Origin of the sequence: Mesorhizobium sp. J8, assembly GCF_016591715.1 — a bacterium.
Classification (GTDB): domain Bacteria; phylum Pseudomonadota; class Alphaproteobacteria; order Rhizobiales; family Rhizobiaceae; genus Mesorhizobium.
In genome coordinates, this window is sequence record NZ_AP024109.1 from 1,068,817 (window position 1) to 1,086,105 (window position 17,289).

The 17,289-nt window shown below is 66.0% G+C and carries 15 protein-coding genes; 1 reads left to right on the plus strand and 14 read right to left on the minus strand.

Annotated elements, in window-relative coordinates:
• Window position 1 precedes the first annotated feature (1 nt).
• From tssL to tssA, 11 genes are all read right to left on the minus strand, one after another.
• Window positions 2-1,327 (minus strand): type VI secretion system protein TssL, long form, encoded by a 1,326-nt coding sequence (tssL, locus tag MJ8_RS05005; protein ID WP_201413356.1) that lies wholly within the window; start codon window positions 1,325-1,327, stop codon window positions 2-4.
• A 4-nt stretch (window positions 1,328-1,331) separates the two neighbouring features.
• Entirely contained in the window at window positions 1,332-2,666 is a 1,335-nt protein-coding gene (gene tssK, locus MJ8_RS05010) for a type VI secretion system baseplate subunit TssK (RefSeq protein ID WP_201413357.1), read from the minus strand.
• Window positions 2,667-2,701: 35 nt separating this feature from the next.
• Window positions 2,702-3,154, minus strand: coding sequence for a type VI secretion system lipoprotein TssJ (gene tssJ / locus MJ8_RS05015; protein ID WP_201413358.1), 453 nt, complete (start codon window positions 3,152-3,154; stop codon window positions 2,702-2,704).
• 4 nt (window positions 3,155-3,158) lie between these two features.
• Complete coding sequence (tagH, locus tag MJ8_RS05020) at window positions 3,159-4,595, minus strand: type VI secretion system-associated FHA domain protein TagH (protein WP_201413359.1); 1,437 nt, start codon at window positions 4,593-4,595, stop codon at window positions 3,159-3,161.
• Complete coding sequence (tssG, locus tag MJ8_RS05025; protein WP_201413360.1) at window positions 4,592-5,659, minus strand: type VI secretion system baseplate subunit TssG; 1,068 nt, start codon at window positions 5,657-5,659, stop codon at window positions 4,592-4,594. The genes tagH and tssG overlap by 4 nt, the downstream gene beginning before the upstream one ends.
• The gene (gene tssF / locus MJ8_RS05030) at window positions 5,623-7,497 is read right to left on the minus strand and encodes a type VI secretion system baseplate subunit TssF (RefSeq protein ID WP_201413361.1); all 1,875 of its coding nucleotides are present in this window, start codon (window positions 7,495-7,497) and stop codon (window positions 5,623-5,625) included. Before tssF ends, tssG begins: the two co-directional genes overlap by 37 nt.
• 1 nt (window position 7,498) lies before the next feature.
• Window positions 7,499-8,251, minus strand: coding sequence for a type VI secretion system baseplate subunit TssE (gene tssE, locus MJ8_RS05035; protein ID WP_201413362.1), 753 nt, complete (start codon window positions 8,249-8,251; stop codon window positions 7,499-7,501).
• The gene (locus tag MJ8_RS05040) at window positions 8,238-8,687 is read right to left on the minus strand and encodes an Hcp family type VI secretion system effector (protein WP_201415310.1); all 450 of its coding nucleotides are present in this window, start codon (window positions 8,685-8,687) and stop codon (window positions 8,238-8,240) included. The genes tssE and MJ8_RS05040 overlap by 14 nt, the downstream gene beginning before the upstream one ends.
• A gap of 68 nt (window positions 8,688-8,755) precedes the next feature.
• Window positions 8,756-10,261: a type VI secretion system contractile sheath large subunit gene (tssC, locus tag MJ8_RS05045; RefSeq protein WP_201413363.1), complete on the minus strand. Its 1,506-nt coding sequence runs from the start codon at window positions 10,259-10,261 to the stop codon at window positions 8,756-8,758.
• A 3-nt stretch (window positions 10,262-10,264) separates the two neighbouring features.
• Window positions 10,265-10,801, minus strand: coding sequence for a type VI secretion system contractile sheath small subunit (tssB, locus tag MJ8_RS05050; protein ID WP_040985731.1), 537 nt, complete (start codon window positions 10,799-10,801; stop codon window positions 10,265-10,267).
• 5 nt (window positions 10,802-10,806) lie between these two features.
• Window positions 10,807-11,982 (minus strand): type VI secretion system protein TssA, encoded by a 1,176-nt coding sequence (tssA, locus tag MJ8_RS05055; RefSeq protein WP_201413364.1) that lies wholly within the window; start codon window positions 11,980-11,982, stop codon window positions 10,807-10,809.
• A 332-nt stretch (window positions 11,983-12,314) separates the two neighbouring features.
• Here tssA and MJ8_RS05060 point away from each other — a divergent pair, with 332 nt between their 5' ends.
• A complete protein-coding gene (locus MJ8_RS05060) occupies window positions 12,315-15,146 on the plus strand; it encodes an ATP-dependent Clp protease ATP-binding subunit (RefSeq protein ID WP_201413365.1) in 2,832 nt (943 codons plus the stop codon).
• A gap of 25 nt (window positions 15,147-15,171) precedes the next feature.
• Here MJ8_RS05060 and MJ8_RS05065 read toward each other — a convergent pair whose 3' ends face one another.
• From MJ8_RS05065 to MJ8_RS05075, 3 genes are all read right to left on the minus strand, one after another.
• The gene (locus MJ8_RS05065; protein ID WP_201413366.1) at window positions 15,172-15,906 is read right to left on the minus strand and encodes an SDR family oxidoreductase; all 735 of its coding nucleotides are present in this window, start codon (window positions 15,904-15,906) and stop codon (window positions 15,172-15,174) included.
• 24 nt (window positions 15,907-15,930) lie between these two features.
• A complete protein-coding gene (locus MJ8_RS05070; RefSeq protein WP_201413367.1) occupies window positions 15,931-16,701 on the minus strand; it encodes a 2-keto-4-pentenoate hydratase in 771 nt (256 codons plus the stop codon).
• A gap of 105 nt (window positions 16,702-16,806) precedes the next feature.
• Complete coding sequence (locus MJ8_RS05075; protein ID WP_201413368.1) at window positions 16,807-17,256, minus strand: Lrp/AsnC family transcriptional regulator; 450 nt, start codon at window positions 17,254-17,256, stop codon at window positions 16,807-16,809.
• Window positions 17,257-17,289 lie beyond the last annotated feature (33 nt).

Genomic DNA, 17,289 nt, shown 5'->3' on the forward strand with positions numbered 1-17,289 from the left:
CTCAGAGCCTCTTCTCGACCAGGACCTCGACGCGCCGGTTGAGCGCGCGGCCTTCCCGAGTGGAATTGTCGGCTACCGGATCGGTTTCGGCGCGACCCTCGGAAGAGATGCTCTCCTGCGACACGCCGGCTTGCACCAGAAGCTTGGCTATGGTTTCGGCGCGCGCTTCCGATAGGCGCTGGTTGCTGGCCAGCGGATTCGACTTTTGCAGGCGCACATTGTCAGTATGGCCGACGACGGTGATTTTTCCGATCAGCTCCTTGTTTTCCAGGATCACCTTGGCGATCGACGCGATCAGCGGCTCATAGCCCTCGGTCAGTGTCGGTCGGGAGGATTGGAAGAGCTCGGGATTGGAGGACTGGATGATAAGCTTGGCCAGCGAGACGCTCTCGGTGCCGCTGAGCGCCCCCTTGAGATTGTCCGGCGCTTCGGCCTTGAATTCCGGCAGCAGGGCGAAGTCGACCGGTTGGGGCTCGGGCGCGGGTGCATCCTGCTTGGGCGCGGCGCGGGTGATGTCGCCGCGCGAGGCCGGCGGCAGCGTGCGCACCAGCGCGGAGAGCTCGACCGCCTGGCTGCTCAATCCCATCGACAGGCCGATATAGGCGGCAGCGGCGACGACGACCGCGGCAAGCGCCATCACCCAGATCGGTACGATGAAGCGCTGCGGTTCGTCGGAGGCGACCACGCCCTTCCAGTTCGGCGACAGCGGCGCGTCCTCGGCGTCGGCATTGCGCAGGAAGCGTGCCGCCGCTACGCGCACGGCATTGAGCGAACGGTCGCCGGCCCGGCCGGGCACCCGGTACTTGCCACGGAACCCGAGCGCCAGGCAGTAATATTGCAGCTCCAGCATTTCGCGGTCGCGATTGGGATGGCGCTCCAACTCGTCCAGGCGGGTGAAGAACTGGGTACCGGCATCGACGTCGCCGCGCAGCATCACCACAAGCGGCTGGCGCGGCCAGGCGCTGGCGCCGCCCCACGGCGTGTTGAGCGCGAGATCGTCGAGCAGGGCCGCCACGGCCCAGGCCGCCTGGTCGGCGCGCTCCAGCGATGAGCCCGCGGCAACAGCGGCGTCGCGCGCCCGTACCAACTCGTCGAGCAGGCGCGTGCGCATCACTTCCGGGTTCTCCGGCGCCACCGCGCTCTCGAGCTCGGGCGCGAATTCGAGCAACGGCGCGAAGATGTTGATGAGCGTGTTGGGGTGGGAACGCGCCCGCTTGACCGGCGCGCCAGGCGCCAGCGGCGCCATCGGCCGGGGCGTGGCGCCCGTCAGCCGGATGCGTGTGCGCTCGCGATCCTCCGACAGTCCGAAAGGATCATCCCGGCTCATGGCCTCACCTGTTCACCGAATAGCAGTCGACCTGCGGCTCGCTGGGCAGCACGCCGGAAACGCCGATGACGAAGCCGGGGGCATCGAGCAGCGAGGCCCAATGCTCGCTCTTCTGGTCGAGCTCCAGGCACAGACGGTCGCCGTCATAGGGGATCTCGCGCGGCTGCGAATGTAGCGGCTTCAGCGGAATGCCCGGCAGGCGCGACTTCCACAGGCCCTCGAATTGGTCCGCCGAGCCGACCGTCGCCTGGTTGACGAAGATCTTGCGCAGTGCGTCTTCCGAAAGCTCGGAGCCGACGCGGATGACGATGCGGCTGGCGACAAGCAGCTTCGGATTGTCGATGCGCACCTTCCAGACATTGGTCGCGTGACGCATGACCGGCAGCGCACGCGACTTCGGCTCGATGTAGCGCAGGCTGAGGATCAGCGAACGCAATGCGTCGGCAAGCGCCATATAGGCGGGGCCGGGCGCCATGTGGTCGTAGGCCGGCAATTCGCCGAGCCGCCGCGAGCTCGAGCCGTAGGTGGCCATCTCGCCGGCGAGGCCGGCAAGCTCGAGGTAGAGCTCGGCCGGATGGAAGACATCCTGCGCCAGCATGTGGGCAAGACGTGGCCGCGCGGCGTTGGCGAGATGCAGCATCAAGAGGTCCTCGACGCTGCGGCCGGCACCGCCCATCACCATCTTGCCATGCGCCTCGGCGATCTGGTCGAGGCCGGTGACGACCTCCTGCAGCAATTGCCGGTACCAGTGCACGGCGCCGGTGATCAGCGTCGGCGGCAGGAAGGCCTGGTCGAGCGAGACGCCGCCATCGGCGCGCACGCCCATGACATCGGCGATCGGCAGCGCCGTGTAGCCGCCAACCGACTTGCCGGGGGCCAGAAGCACCGCTTGCGGCCGGGCGATTTCGATGTCTTCCGGATCGGCGCCGCCCTGCACGGCATCGCGCACCGGGACAATCTTGCCGCGATAGCGCGCACCTGTCGACGCGGCATGCGCCGGATCGAACCCGACGCCGCCGGGCGGCTCCAGCGGCAGGGCGAGCAGCACCGGTCCGGCGCCGGTGTCGGCCGTCACCGGCAATGGCTTTGGCGCGTCCATCAGCTCCGGGATGGAGAAAGGCGTGCCGTCCGGGAAGATGCCCCGGGCGGACACGATCGACACCTGGCCGGCGTCGAGCAGAGACTGGTCGAGCGTCAGCTGCTGGAAGCCGAACGTGTGGAGCTGGCCGGCCTGCAACGCGCCGCGCACCATCCCCTCGAAGAACCGGTCCTGCTGCTGGAAGTGCTGGGTCCTCAAGAAGAGTCCCTCGGACCACAGCACCCTGTTTGCGTCGCTCATGCCACTGCTCTCTGCACTGCCCTGTCGTCGGTTCGCTAGGCGGAGATGCCGCCCTTGCCGAGGCTGACATTGATGGTGAATTTCGACCCTGGCGAAACCGACTTGGTCGTGCGCCAGTTGCGGCCGCCCGGTTCGCGGATCAGCGCCACGAAGCCGAGCGCCGTGGCGTTCGGCTCGACCGTGATGGTCTTTGCCGCCGTCTTGCCCGGTGCCACCGAGATCGTGTCCATGCCGATCAGATCGGCCCCCAGCGCCCCACTGGCGCCCCCCTGTAGCGCGAAATAATCGGCCGAATTGAACTTGCCGGTGCTGGCAAGCCGCATCACCAGCACGGTCACCGGCCTGTCGCCGCCGCCCGGTCCCGGATTCATGCCGGCGCCGCCGGTCACGTTGACCGAGATCACCGATGGCTTCGGCGGGCCGCTCTGGCAAGCCGCAAGCAGCCCCGTGGCGCCGATGGCAACGATGAATTCGCGTCTGTCGATCATGTCCCTACTCCTCTTCATAGGCGTCCCTGAAGTCCGCGCCGATCTCGCCCAGGAAGCTCGATTCCGCGCTCTGGGCGATATCGCGATGGCGTTTCTGGTAGAGCTCCCACAGCTTGGCGTTCCGCCCGCCAGCGAGCAGATTGCCGATCGCGGAATTGGACTTGAGCTCTTCCTCGATCACGGCCGGATCGAAACGGTCGATCATGCGCCGAAGCGCCGCCTGCACGCCGCGCCAGGCGCGCACGTGATGCTGCGCGAGATCCTTGACCGCATCGCTGATCGCCGCCTCGCCGGAGAGAAAGCCGGGGCTGCGTTCGGCGATGATGGTGACGATGACATCCTCGACCGTCGGCAGGAATTTGAGCGGGTTGACTTCCGAAGATCCGACCACAGTCTGGGCGACGCGCGCGCTGCCCTTCTCCTCGGCTCGCTTCCGCAAGAGCTGCATCAGGCCGTCGAGCATCAGCCTGTATTCGCGCCCGAACTTCTCCATTTCGGCGATCGGATCGCGCCCGGGAAAATCGGCCTCCTCGACGCCCATGCCGCGCAGGAATGCCGCGCGCAGCGCCATGTCGCTCGGCGCCGGCTGCGTCGGACGTGACGGCCTTGGCGCGGAAACGGGGCGAAATGGCGGGGCAGGAGGCATCTCCCAAGGGCGGGCGGCCTTCGGCTTCTCGGCGGGCTGCTCGACGCGATCGGTTGGATCGGCGCCGTGGCCGGAAGCAGGCGTCGCGGCTGGCCCGAAGCTGAAATCGTCGAAACCGGACGGTTTCGACGCAGGCTCGGGCATATCGCTGCGCGATGGCATGTCACCGAAGCCGAATGGGTCCGGCCGGTCGGCGGCGTGCTCTTCGTTGGAGGCCGGTGTCGCCACCGGATCGAGGCTGAACGGGTCGTCAAAGGCCGGCGAGCTGCGCTGGTTGGAGGCGCGATCGTAGGCTCCGGGCACGGGCTGCTCGAACGGATCGGGCAGTCCTGCCGGGCGCGGCCGCTGCGGCTCCTCCTCGATCTTGGCCGAGAAGAAGTCGTCGCCGCCGAGGCTGGCAGGCGTCCGCGCCTGCGGCGACGACCATGCCGGCGCGGCGTTGGCGATCGGCGCCTGACCGATCGAGGTATGGCCGGCGCTGGGCTGCACCTCGACATGAAGCACGTAGTCGCCCATGCGCAGACGCATGCCGCTCCGCAGGCGTGTCGACCTGCCGGTGCCGAGCGGGCTGTCGGAATCGTCGATGAACAATCCGCTGCTCGACGTGTCGGTGACGTAATAGCCGTCGCGGCCGCCGCTGATCTTGCAATGGGCGCGCGAGACGAACATGTCCGGATCGTCGATCTGCCAGCCGGCATCGGCGCTGCGCCCGATCACCAGCTCGCCCTCGTCCAGCCGGGTTTGCCTGACCACCTGCGAGCGCGGGCCTTGTTCCAGGGTCAGCAGCAGGCTCATGCGGCTGCCTCCGCCATGTCCGGCCGCCAGCCGACGATGGTGCGCAACCTGAGATCGTCGGCGTCGCCCTTTTCGGCCGGGCGCGAAAGCCAGGACGTCCGGCCGAGCTGGATGGCCCCCATCTTCGGCGCGGGCACTGCGTCGCGCGCGAGAACGATCCTGAGATCGACGTCGAGGGCCTCGCCGATCATGTCGCGCACCGCCTTCTTGAACAGGGCAAGCCGCCGTTCGCCGGGCAGGAAGGACTTGAAATCGTCGAGGCCGAGCGGGCCGACGCGCAACTCGATCCGGCTTTGGCGGCTGAAGACGCGCGGCCCGATCGTCGCGCCACCGCCGAGCGACGCATAAGCCTTGCCGATGCGGCTCTGCAGCGCCTTCGGAATGGTGATCCAGGCGGCGACGAATTCCTTTATCTCAACAGGCACCTTGAAGGCGGTGGCGAGAAACAGCGTCAGCCGCTCGGCGCCGTCGACCTGGTTGGCCAGCGATCCGGCTTGGCGCAGCCGCACGGTGTCCAGCTCGGGGTCCCGCGTGCCGGGAAGCCCGATGCCGGCCATGGCCTCCAGCATGGCGCGCACGCGCCCGCCGACCGAACGTTCGACCTGTACCGCCGGATGCGCGTCCGCCCATGCGCGGTAATAGAGCGCAATCATGCGGTGCTGGAGGATGTTGACGAAATCGACGAAGGTCGTGTCGCTGGTCTGCTCGGCTTCGGCGCCGGTGAACCAGCGCTGCGACAGCCGGTCGAGCACCCAGCGTGTCAGATGCAGCGGCATCGGCCCTTCCGGCCCGAGCAGGCCGAGATTGGCGACGGTCACCCTTGCCGGAGCCTTGTCCCCGGCATCCTGGAATTTGACGACATCCCGGGCCGTGAAGCTCAGGCGCACATGTTGGCCGAGCCTTGCCGGCTCGCGCTCCGCCGTCCCGGAATGCCCGAACAGTCCGCGCCGCTGCTCCAGCCGGCGCAACAGCTCGAAGAAGTCATACCCTTCCGACAGCGGCTCCGCCTCGGTCGGGGCCGGCCGCGCTAGATCAGGTAGCGATTGCCGGGCGTCATCGGCCATGGCACATCCTCCTGCTTCTGCAGCAGCCGCGTACGCGTCCGCACGAAACCGTTTATCCCGGCATGACGGGCGAACAGCCGCGCCAGCAAGGCCGAAAGCAACAACGTGCTCTGGCCCGCCAGCACCGACTGGTCGACATGCAATGTCACTTCCGTGCCGCGCCCGAAGCACATCGGCCCGTCGATCTGCAGCCGCTCGATCACTGGGCGCGAGTCGATGCGGGTGATCGAATGCACATTGCGGGCAAGGCTCGGATCGCCGCGATCGGCGTAGAGGTCGAGCAAGGCATGCAGCGGATCGACGCCGCGGCCTTCCTTGGCGAGGCTGAGGAAATTGAGCGAGAGCTGCGCCACCAGGCGCCAGGCGAGATTGTCGGCGCGGGATTCGCCTTCCGCGCCGGCCGGGAGCGCTGCCGGGATCGCCGGCTGCGGCGGCCGCAGCGCGCCGAGCAGCCGCACCGCTTCCACCGGATCGGCGGTCTCCAGCGTCAGCGTCGGCGTGTCGTCCAGGATCGGCAGGTCGCGGTTGGTGCAGAGCGCCATGACGTCGAGCCGCTTGGGCGGCCGGTTTGCCGGGCTTCCCGCCGGGCGCGAGACCGCGATGAAGACATCGTCGCCGGTGTAGGAGGTGCGGGTCAGGCCGTCGCGCCGTTCGTCCTCCGTTGCCCGGCGCGGACGCCGCTCCGTTGAATAGACCCAGCCGCTGCCGCGGTTCTGCCCCAGGCTGAACAATTCGGGAATGACCGCATCGCTGCCTTCGGCATCGGCGTCCTCAACGCGGGTGACGCGGAAGATCTCGAAGTCGCGCGCCCGCGTGCGGTCGGCATGGAGCACCTGGCGCGTCCGGCGCGGGTCGATCTCGATGACGTTGCACTCGCGTTCGAAGAGATTGATGATCGGCGTCGCGAAAAGTTCGAAATCGGCCACCGTCACATCGGCGAGTTCCGGCACCGGGCGCCGGAACAGGAAGATGATCTCCAATCCCGCATCGCACTTGCGCACCACAGGTTGCAGGCCGGGGACGCGTACATAATGGAAGCGCTCCGGGATCATGAAATATTCGCGCAGCAGCCGGTACCCCTCGAAGGTCGGGCGTGTGCGCGGCATCAGCGCTTCATCGTCATGGATCCCGATCATCTCGGGTTCGGGCAGCGCCGTGAGAGGATCGGTCTTGCCTTCCGCCCGCGCCAGGGCGGCCGAGCAGGCGCCGAAGATCGCGTCGAAGAGGAGCGGCGCCTTGCTGCGTCCCGCGAAATAAAGGTCCAGGCGGTCGAGCGACAATTCGCTGAGCTTGCCTTTGCCGGTCCGCGCGAGCGTGATGCGGAACGCCGCTTCGCCGCGCACGCCGCCGACCTGCGCGATGCCGGCGGCGGCCAGCGCGCTGCGGTCCTGGAAATAGCTGACCGAGGTGATCGCGATCGGCCACAGCATGACCTCTTGCGCGGTGGTGAAGGTCGACCGTGTCGACAATCCCGGATGCAGGCCGGAGACCAGCCGCGTGCCGCGCGCGACCGCGTGGCCGGCGATCATCGACTGCACCTGCTGTCCAGGTTTCAGCACGGCCATCGCCGTCGCGGGTGCCGGCGACACCAGGTCCGGATAGAGAACGTCGAGCACGGCGCGCGAAAAGCGCGAGCGCTCCGCGTCGACCTTGAGCCGCGTGCGCGCTGCAAGGAAGGCCACACCGTCGAGCAGCCGTTCGACATAGGGATCGGGGCAGGGGACGGTGTCGAGGGAAAGGTTGCGGGCGACCGCCGGATGCATGTCGGCGAATTCCGCGGCCAGCGCCCGGATATGGGTCAGTTCCTCTTCGTAATACTCCACGAAGACCCGATCCATCTCAGGTCTCCCGGAATTCGGTTCGCGCCAGGCCGTTGTCGAGATTGATCGTGGTGCGCAGCCGCATGCGCTCCGGCGTCGGCGTCATGATCAGCACGGCGTCGATCTCGATCTTGAGGCCGACGCTCTTGTCGCCGAGCGTGACGTTGACGGTCGTGGCGCTCTCCTTGAGACGCGGCTCGAAAGTGGCGAGCACCGCGCGGATCTCACGCGCCAGGGTATCGCGGTCGAAATCCCGCGACGATCGGCCGGAGAAGGAGGGCACACCGTAATTGACGACGCTGCGGCGCACTTCCGGAAAATCGGCGAGCGACGGTAGCTCATCCAGGGGCTGTTCGTGCTCGGCATCGGAAAGCATCGGCACGGACTCGAAGCGCTCGGTGTTGAACAGCGCCTCGATGTCGCGCCGGACGGCTTCGCGCAGAACGCGCGCCGACACCACCACGCCGCGGCTTTCGATTTCGGCGCGATGCTCGGTCTGGAACACCAGCCGGTGCAGGCGCCGTTTCTGCTCGGATGTAAGGTCGGGATCGGCATCGATGGCACGCGCGCTGCCGGCAAGAAGAGCCTCGACGCGCTCGGCGCCGAGCTCTTCATCCAGCAGGCGGCGCAGCCCGTCGATCTCCGACGTCAGCCCGGGCAGATCGTTGACGAGGCGGTCCCAGAGGGAGGGCTGGACCGCCTCGCGCTTTGCACGAGAGCTGCCGGCGAGCTGCGCCTTCGCGCCCGGCCGCTTGGCCTCACTTGCCGACATAGACGTCCATTTCGATCTCGTCGTCCTTGTCGTAGACGAACTTGATCTTCTTGTAGGCGAAGCTGACCTCTTCCTCGATCAGGTCTGGCTCGTCGTGCGCCTGCCGCATGTCGTATTCCATGATCGAGGCGTCGGTGAGCGTCACCACCAGATAGTCGCTCGTCTCGCCGTCGATGGTGCGGCGGGCCGAGAACACCACCTCGTCGAGCGCCTTGTTCTCGAACAGTGCCTTCTTCAGGTAGGGCGACGACTTGTCGTAGTGCTTGAAGAATTTGATCATACCCATCGACACGCGGCCGCGCCGCGACAGCGAATTCGGATCGTAGGGCGCGATCATCTTGTAATCGACGCCATGGATCTCGATCTCGTCCTCATGGCCGTCGCGCTTGCTCGGACCCTTGATGTCCGGGACTTTCAGGAAGCCGTCGATCTTCATCGAAGGCGCATCGGTTCTGTCTGGCATTGTCTTTCTCCACCGCTACGAAACAAGATGACTTTACGAGTTCAGCCCTTCACCGACGGCAGCTCCGACACCAGCCGCAGCGAGGCGTTGATGCCTTCCAGCTGGTAGTGCGGGCGCAGATAGAAACGGGCATTGTAGTAACCGGGCCGGCCTTCGACGCTGTCGACCTGGACCTCGGCCGCGGCGAGCGGGCGCTTGGCGCGCGCCTTGTCGTCGGCAAAGGCTGGATTGGCCAGCACGTACCGGTTGATCCATTCGGTCAACCAGATCTCCATGTCGGCGCGCTCCTTGAACGAGCCGATCTTGTCGCGCGCGATCGCCTTGAGGTAGTGCGCGAAGCGCGAGACCGGGAAGAGATAGGGTAGGTTGGCGCTGAGCCGCTCGTTCGACTGCGCGTCCGGATCGACCAGGCGCCCGGCGCGCGTCTCGTCGTCCTGCAGCGAATGCGCGCCGATGAAGGCAGCGAGATCGGTGTTCTTGCGGTGCAGGATCGGCATCAGGCCGAGCTTCGCCAGTTCCGCCTCGCGCCGGTCGTCGATGGCGACCTCGGTCGGGCATTTCATCGCGATCGACCCGTCGTCGGTCGGGAAGGCGTGCACCGGCAGGTTGAGCACCGTGCCGCCGTTCTCGACGCCGCGGATCTGCGTGCCCCAGCCATAGAGCTTGTGGCTGCGGTTGATGTTGACGCCCATCGGGAAGGCGGCGTTCATCCAGACATATTTGTTGTGGTCGCCGCCCACTTCCTCCTCGAAGGTGAAGCCCTTCACCGGAACGGTCTCGGAGCCGTAGGGCAGGCGCGCCAGCACGCGCGGCATGGTAAGCCCGATATAGCGGGCATCCTCGCTTTCGCGCAGCGACTGCCAGGAGGCGTATGCCGGATTGTTGACGATCATCTGCAGGTCCTGCGGGTTCGGCAGTTCCTGCCAGCTGTCCATGCGGAACAGCCGCGGCGAAGCGGCGGCTATGAACGGCGTGTGCGCGGAGGCGCAGATGCCGGAAATGTTGCGCAGCAGGCTTACGTCGCGCGGATGGTTGGAGAACTCGTAGGCGCCGATGATGCAGCCGATCGGCTCGCCGCCCAGCATCGAATATTCGTCCGTGTAGACCTTCTTGAAGATCGGGCTCTGGTCCCACATCTGGCCTTCATAGTCTTCCAGCGTGTCGGCCAGCTGGTCCTTGGAGATGTTCATCACCCGGATCTTGAGCTTGGTATCCGTCTCGGTGTTGTTGACGAGGTACCAGAGGCCGCGCCAGGTGCCTTCCATCTCGCGCACTTCCGGCGCGTGCAGGATCTCGTTGACCTGCGTCGTCAGCATCTTGTCGATGCCGGCGATCAGCGACTTGATCGACTTGATCGCGTTGGACGAGATCGTCGTCGTCTCGGAGCGCGATTGCGCGGCCAAAGCCAGGTTGCGCACCAGCTGTTGCAGCTTCTCGCTGTCATCCTTCTTGACCTTGAAATCCTTTTCAAGGAGTCCGCTGAACTCGCCGAGATCGATGGCTTCCGCCTCGGCGGTGGCGGTTGCGGTCTTTTGCTGTTCGGCCATGACTTACTCCTCGCCCTTGCCGTCATCCATCGCCTGGCTGGCGATCTTGCTCAGCAGCGGCTCGTTGTTCAGAAGCTGCGCGATGCGCTTTTCGGCGTCGACGCGGCCGTCCATGAAGCCCAGCAGCTCCTCGAGCTGGCGGCGCATCTTCAGGATCTCGGCCAGTTGCGGGACCTGCTCGGCGATCTTGTCCGGCGCGAAGTCGCCCATTTTGGAGAAGGTGAGGTCGATGGCGAGCTCTTCGTCCCGTTCCTGGCCTTCTGCCTGCGGCAGCGTGTTCTTCACCCTCGCCTTCACGCGTGGCCCCATCGCTTCCATGAATTTCGGGAAACGGTTGGCATCAGTTTCGACGAAGTTGCGGTCGAGGACCGACTTCGACGCTTCCTTGGTCTGCGACGCGCCGGCAAGGTCGGCCATCACGGCCATCACGAACGGCAGCTCGATCGTCGTCGGGCTGCCATAGGTTTCGACGTCGTAGGCGATCTGCACGCGCGGCGCGCGGTTTCTTTCGATGACCTTCGCTTTGCTCTCTGCTGGCATGCTGGTTACCTTTCATCCTTCTGGGCCGGCTTCTTGGGATCGGCGACACCGGCAAGCAGCCGGAATTCCTTCAGCCCTGACGGGGCGAGATCTTCCATCAGTTCCACGAAATCCATGTGCACCATCCGGCGCACGCGCCGGGCGAGATGCGGGATGGGGCTGGATGGCTCGGTACGGTCGTAGAAGGCGACGACGAGATCCAGGCATTTGACGACTTCGTCGCGCGAGTTGATGCGCTCCGGTAGACCGGCGCTCGCTTCCACGGGGCTTGCCACACTTGCCATCGTCTCGGCTCCATGACCGTTGCGGGCGGGCGTTGCTGGCTCTGCTGCCGCCTGCGGAGCGGGCTTCGCAGCGCCGTTCGCCGTGGCGCCGGCGCCGGAATTCCGCTCCAGCGTCGTCAGCAAACGCTGCAGGAACTTCTTCAATTCCGGGACGGTGGCGCCATGGCCTTCGATGCGGGCGTTGAGTGCGGCGTCCACGGCGTCGAGGGCGGCGATCGCGGCACGCGCGTCGGCCAGCAGCGAGATCATCGCCTCGCCGGCTTGATCGATTTGCGCCGCGCATCCGGCGCGCACGCGATTCAGCAACTGGTTGTGCGCGCTCGCCAATGCCGCCTTTTCGGCGGCGTTCAGTCCCGACGCAGCTTCCTGCAGCATGACGCGCTCGTCGAGCGCGCCCTGTTCCAGGTCGCGCCCACTGATCGGCCCCACCTGGCGCGGCGAAAAGAAAACGGTTCCCCGCAGGTTCGCCAGCAGGCCTTCCTGGGCGTTCTGGAGATCGAGCAGCGCGTTGATGCGGCGCAAGGCGGCGTCGCGCGGCGGCGCGTTTGCCCGCAATGCCGGATGCATCGTGTCCCAATGCTGGTCGAAGGTCCTCGCGATGAGCGTCAGGCCCTGGGCGAGGCCGGCCAGCCCTTCCTCGCCGGCCAGGGCACGCACGACGATGACCAGCAGGCGCAGGTCCCGGCCGCGGGAGCGCAACTCTTCGGCCCTTTCGAGCACCGCCGCCCAATCGACCGGACTGGATTGCGACGTCGGCTTGCCGTTGCCGTCGTGAACGACCTTGAGCTGGGGCTCGGTCAGGCGCTCCAGCTCGTGAAAGGCCGGGTCGTTGCGCAAGTCCTCTCCCGACGGATTCTCACCGTTCAGAGGATTCAGCCAGAGTGCGAGATCAATCACACTAACCCCCAGCCAGCGGCCCTGAGACCCCTATGTGACGTAACGTTATCACTGGCCTCATGCGACGACAATTGAGCATCTGCGCAAAAACTAACGGAAGCTAAACGCGACCGTTCTCTTCGGCGAAACCCATTGCGCGATTGCCGGACCCGGTATGTGAAATGGCTCGCATAGCCTGGACAGCAATCGTGTTTGTTGGCCACGAGTTTGCAAGGCTTGTGTAACCGGGCGGTGCCGCCCGGGTAGGTCCAGAGGCCGTATCCGTCACACGGCTTTGTCAAGCAGCCGCTTATATGGCAGGGTACGGTCGGCAGGTTGCGGGAGCAGGTTCGATGGAACAGCGCCGGTCATCGCAGAGCTTCAAGCGTAAGGAACTGGTCGCCAAGCTCAACGCCACGGGGGTGCGCGCCTTCAAGGCCGCGGCCGACACGGCCAAGCTGCGCGGCAACCCCTATGTCGAGCTTGCCCATTTCATCCAGCAACTGGTGCTCTCCGAGCGCTCGGATGTGCAGATGATCGTCGCCGACGCCGGGTTGGATGTCAGCCGGCTGACGGCCGACATGACCCGCGCCATCGATAAGCTGCCCTATGGCGCCACCTCCGTGGAGGAATTCTCCGACCATATCTTCCACGCCATCCAGGAAGGTTGGAACCTGGCGACGCTGGAGTTCGGCGTCGAAGAGGTCCGCAGCGCCCATATCCTGCTTGCCTGCCTGAAGACGCCGGCTCTGGAAGGTCTGGTTTCCAAGATCAGCGCCGAGTTCGACAAGATCGACGCCGAGGGAGTGATTTCCCGCTTCGCCGATGTCACAGAAGGCTCGCTCGAAGCCGGCTCACCTCCCGCTGCCGCTTCTACCGAGACGCCGGTGAAGCGCGGTCCGGGCGGGGATTCGGCGCTGGCGAAATACGCGACCGACCTCACCCAGCGCGCCCGTGACGGCAAAATCGATCCCGTCGTCGGCCGCGATCCGGAGATCAGGCAGATCGTCGACATCCTGATGCGACGCCGGCAAAACAACCCGATCCTCACCGGCGAGGCCGGCGTCGGCAAGACGGCGGTGGTCGAGGGCTTTGCGCTCCGCATCGCCCAGGGCGACGTGCCGCCGGCATTGCAGAACGTCAGCGTGCGCATGCTCGATGTCGGGCTGATGCAGGCGGGCGCCAGCGTCAAGGGCGAGTTCGAGAAGCGGCTGAAGGCCGTCATCGACGAGGTGCAGGCCTCCGAAGTGCCGATCATCCTGTTCATCGACGAGGCGCATACGCTGATCGGCGCCGGAGGTGCCGCGGGCACCGGCGATGCGGCCAATCTTCTTAAGCCGGCGCTGGCGCGCGGCGAACTGCGCACCATCGCCGCCACGACCTGGGCCGAATACAAGCAGCATATCGAGAAGGACCCGGCGCTCACCCGTCGCTTCCAGGTGGTCAAGATCGACGAGCCCTCGGAAGCGGTGGCCGTGCTGATGCTGCGCGGCGTCGCCGGCGTCCTGGAGCAGCACCACAAGGTGCAGATCCTGGACGAGGCGATCGAGGCGGCGGTCTCGCTTTCGCATCGTTACATCCCGGCCAGGCAGCTACCGGACAAGGCGGTCAGCCTGCTCGACACCGCCTGTGCCCGCGTCGCGGTCTCGCAGCATGCGACGCCGGCCGAGGTCGAGGACATATTGCGCCGCCGTCAGGCGCTGGAGGTCGAGAGCGGCATTATCGGCCGCGAGGCGGCGATCGGCATCGACGTCGCCGACCGGCAGGCCCGCGTCGATGCCGGGCTGGCGGAAACCGAGACGACCTTGGCCGCAGCCCAAGCGCGTTGGAACCGGGAAAAGGCGCTGGTCACCGAGATACTCGATTTGCGCGCGAGATTGCGTGGCGAAGGCGTGCCGCTCGACGAGGCGGCGGGCGAAGAGGCCGCCGCGGACACGGCGAGTTCGGAGGGTGCGGCTAAGGTGCCTGAGCAAAAAACTCCCGATAGCAAGACTAGCGAGAGCACGGCTGAAGAGATCAAGAAGACCAAAGGCTCGAAGGCCAAGTCGGCTAAAGCCGCGAAGGCCGAAACAGCGACCGTCGAGCCGGAGGGTGAAGCCGCCGCCGACCTCGCGCGGCTGCGTGAACTGATGGCGGAATTGGCCACAGCGCAGGGCGAGTCTCCGCTCATCCTCCCGTCGGTCGACCGCAATGCGATCGCCGCCGTCGTGCAGGATTGGACAGGCATTCCGACCGGGCGCATGCTCTCCAGCCAGACCGAAAAGGCGCTGAAGCTCGCCGCGACCCTGTCCGAGCGCGTGGTCGGCCAGGATCATGCGATGGAGATGATCGCCAGGCGCGTGCAGACCAGCCGCGCCGGCCTCGGCGCGCCGGAAAAGCCGGTCGGCGTGTTCCTGCTTTGCGGCCCTTCCGGCGTAGGAAAGACCGAGACCGCGCTGGCGCTTGCAGAGACGCTTTACGGCGGCGAGCAGAACCTGATCTCGATCAACATGTCGGAGTTCCAGGAAGCCCACACCGTCTCGACGCTGAAAGGCGCGCCGCCCGGCTATGTCGGTTACGGCAAGGGCGGCATCCTCACCGAGGCGGTGCGCAGGAAACCCTATTCGGTGATCCTGCTCGACGAGGTCGAGAAGGCGCATCCCGACGTGCACGAGATCTTCTTCCAGGTCTTCGACAAGGGCATGATGGACGACAGCGAAGGCCGCCGCATCGATTTCAAGAACACGCTGATCCTGCTCACCTCGAATGTCGGTTCCGAAGTCATCATGGATCGCACGAAGAACGGTACGGTGCGTGCCGGCATCGACGATCTCGACACCGCGCTGCGCGCCCCGCTGCTGAAAGTCTTCCCGGCCGCCTTCCTCGGCCGCGTCGTCACGATACCCTATTACCCGTTGTCGGATACCATGATCGAGGCGATCGCCAGGCATCAGTTCGGCAAGATCGCGCGCCGCCTCAAGGCCACGAACGACGCCGAGCTGGTGATCGGCGACGGCGTGATGGATCTGGTCAAGGCGCGCTGCACCGAAATCGAATCCGGCGGCCGCATGATCGACGCCATCCTCACCAACACGCTGCTGCCGGAACTCAGCCGCGGCGTGCTCAACCGCTCGCTCGAGGGCAAGAAGATGGCGAAGGTCACGGTGGGTGCGTCGCCGGAAGGATTTACCTATTCGTTCGAATAGACCCCGACCGTGAGGGAAGCCGCCGTCAGATCGACCAGAGCGCGCCGCCGTCGCAGGCGACGGCCTGGCCGGTGATGTAGGAGGCGCGGTCGGAGGCGAGGAAGGCGGCCAGCGCCGCAAATTCCTCGGGACGGCCGATGCGCCTGGCGGGTATCGCCTGGCTCACCTTCTCCAGGTCGAGCTTCGCGTCCGCCAGCCTCTCGGTCAGCGTATAGCCCGGCATCAGCGCGTTGAAAGTGATGCCGTTCGCCGCTTCTTCCTTGCTCAACGTGTTGATCAGTCCGTGGATGCCGGCGCGCAGCGAGTTGGAGAGGGCGAAGCGGTTGATCGGCTCCTTCGCGGCGATGGAGGTCACGAACAGCACGCGGCCCCATTTCTTCTCGCGCATCGAAGGCAGCACCGCCCGCACGATCTCCACCGCGCTCATGAACAGATTGTCGAACGCGGCGCGCCATTGCTCGATGGTGATCTCGTCGAAGGGTGCGGTGGGCGGCCCGCCGGTGTTGACCACCACGATATCCGGGGCACCGAGCGTCGCCTTGGTCCGCTCCACTAGTTCCGTAGCCGCGCCCGGCTTCGCGAGGTCGCAGACGAGCGCCGTCGCGCCGATCTCGCGGGCCGTCTGCTCCAGCGCCGCGGCGGTGCGGGCACAGATCGCCACGCGCGCGCCCTCATCCAGCAACTCCTTGGCCACGGCGCGGCCTAACCCCTTTGAAGCGCCCAGCACGAGCGCGTTCCTGCCCTTCAATCCAAGATCCATCCGTCCTCTCCGATGATGCCGCGCTCAGGCGCCGCTGACCTCGACACTGCCAAGACCGGCAATGTCGAACCGATAGGAAAACGCCTTGTCGGGGAAGCGCGTGCGCACGATGCTGCCCGTCATGACGATGTCGCCCGCCTTCATGCCTCTGCCGGAAGCGCCGAGATGGTCGGCCAGCCAGGCCAGCGGCTCATAGGGGTGCCCGAGCGCATCGGCGCCGACCCCTCTGCCGATCTCGACACCGTCCTGATAGACGACCGCCTCGACTTTCTCGAGCGCTTCGGGCGGGGCGACGAAATCGCCCAGCACCACGCCGGCATTCCACGAATTATCGGCTACCAGCGAGCGGACATCCAGCACCGAATAATCGGCGTGGCGATCGTCCACTACTTCGACCGCCGCGCAGACGCCGTCGACCGCCGCGGCGACCTCGCTGCGTGTATAGGGTGCGGCGCGCGGCGCAAGATCGCGGCCGAGCCGGGCGCAGATCTCGAATTCCACGCCGAGATGGCCGTAACCGGTCAGCGAGAGCTTGGCTCCGCTGTGCATCACGCGGCGCCCGAAGACAGTGCCGGCGACGGGATGGTCGATCCCGCACATGCTCTGCATGCTGCGCGAGGTCAGGCCGATCTTGTAGCCGGCTATGCGGTCGTCGCCGATGATCGCCCCGACATAGGCGTCCTGCACCTTGTAGGCGGAGGCAAGGTCCGACAATCCCTCGATCGTCACGAACTGCGTGTTGTCCCGATGGGCGCGCACCAGCGCTTGCGCCGCACCAATGATATCGAATGCCATGTCAGATCCTCCATTCCCGTCCGACGGTTCACTAACCGATTGCCGGATCAATTTTGTCGTAAGCTGTGGACCGCTAAGGACGATGTTTTCCGCATCAGCGTTTCCCTAGAGATTGGTCTCGTCGGGATTGAGCACCACCATCGTCGACGTCTCGGCCACCGATGGAATCGATTGCAGCACGTTGCTGATGAATTCCCGAAGCGCCGCAATGTCCTTCACCCATACCCGCAGCAGGTAGTCGATGTTTCCCGTCACCAACAGGCATTCGGTAATCTCCGGGTGTTTCGCCACTTCATCCAGAAACTGGCCGGCCCCCTCCGGACCTTGCTGCCCCAGGCGCACGGAGACCATCACGCACACCCCCAGGCCCAGCGCCGCCGGATTGATGCGGGCCGCGTAGCCCTGGATCACGCCCGTCTCCTCGAGCCGCTTCAGCCGGCGTGCGCAGGGCGTGGGCGAAAGGCCGACGCGCTCGGCCAGATCCACCGTCGAGACGCGGCCGTCCTGCCGCAGCTCGCGCAGGATGCGATGGTCGATGGCGTCCAGTGGAACCATGGCGCTTTCAGCTACGATTTCATCGAAACTTGG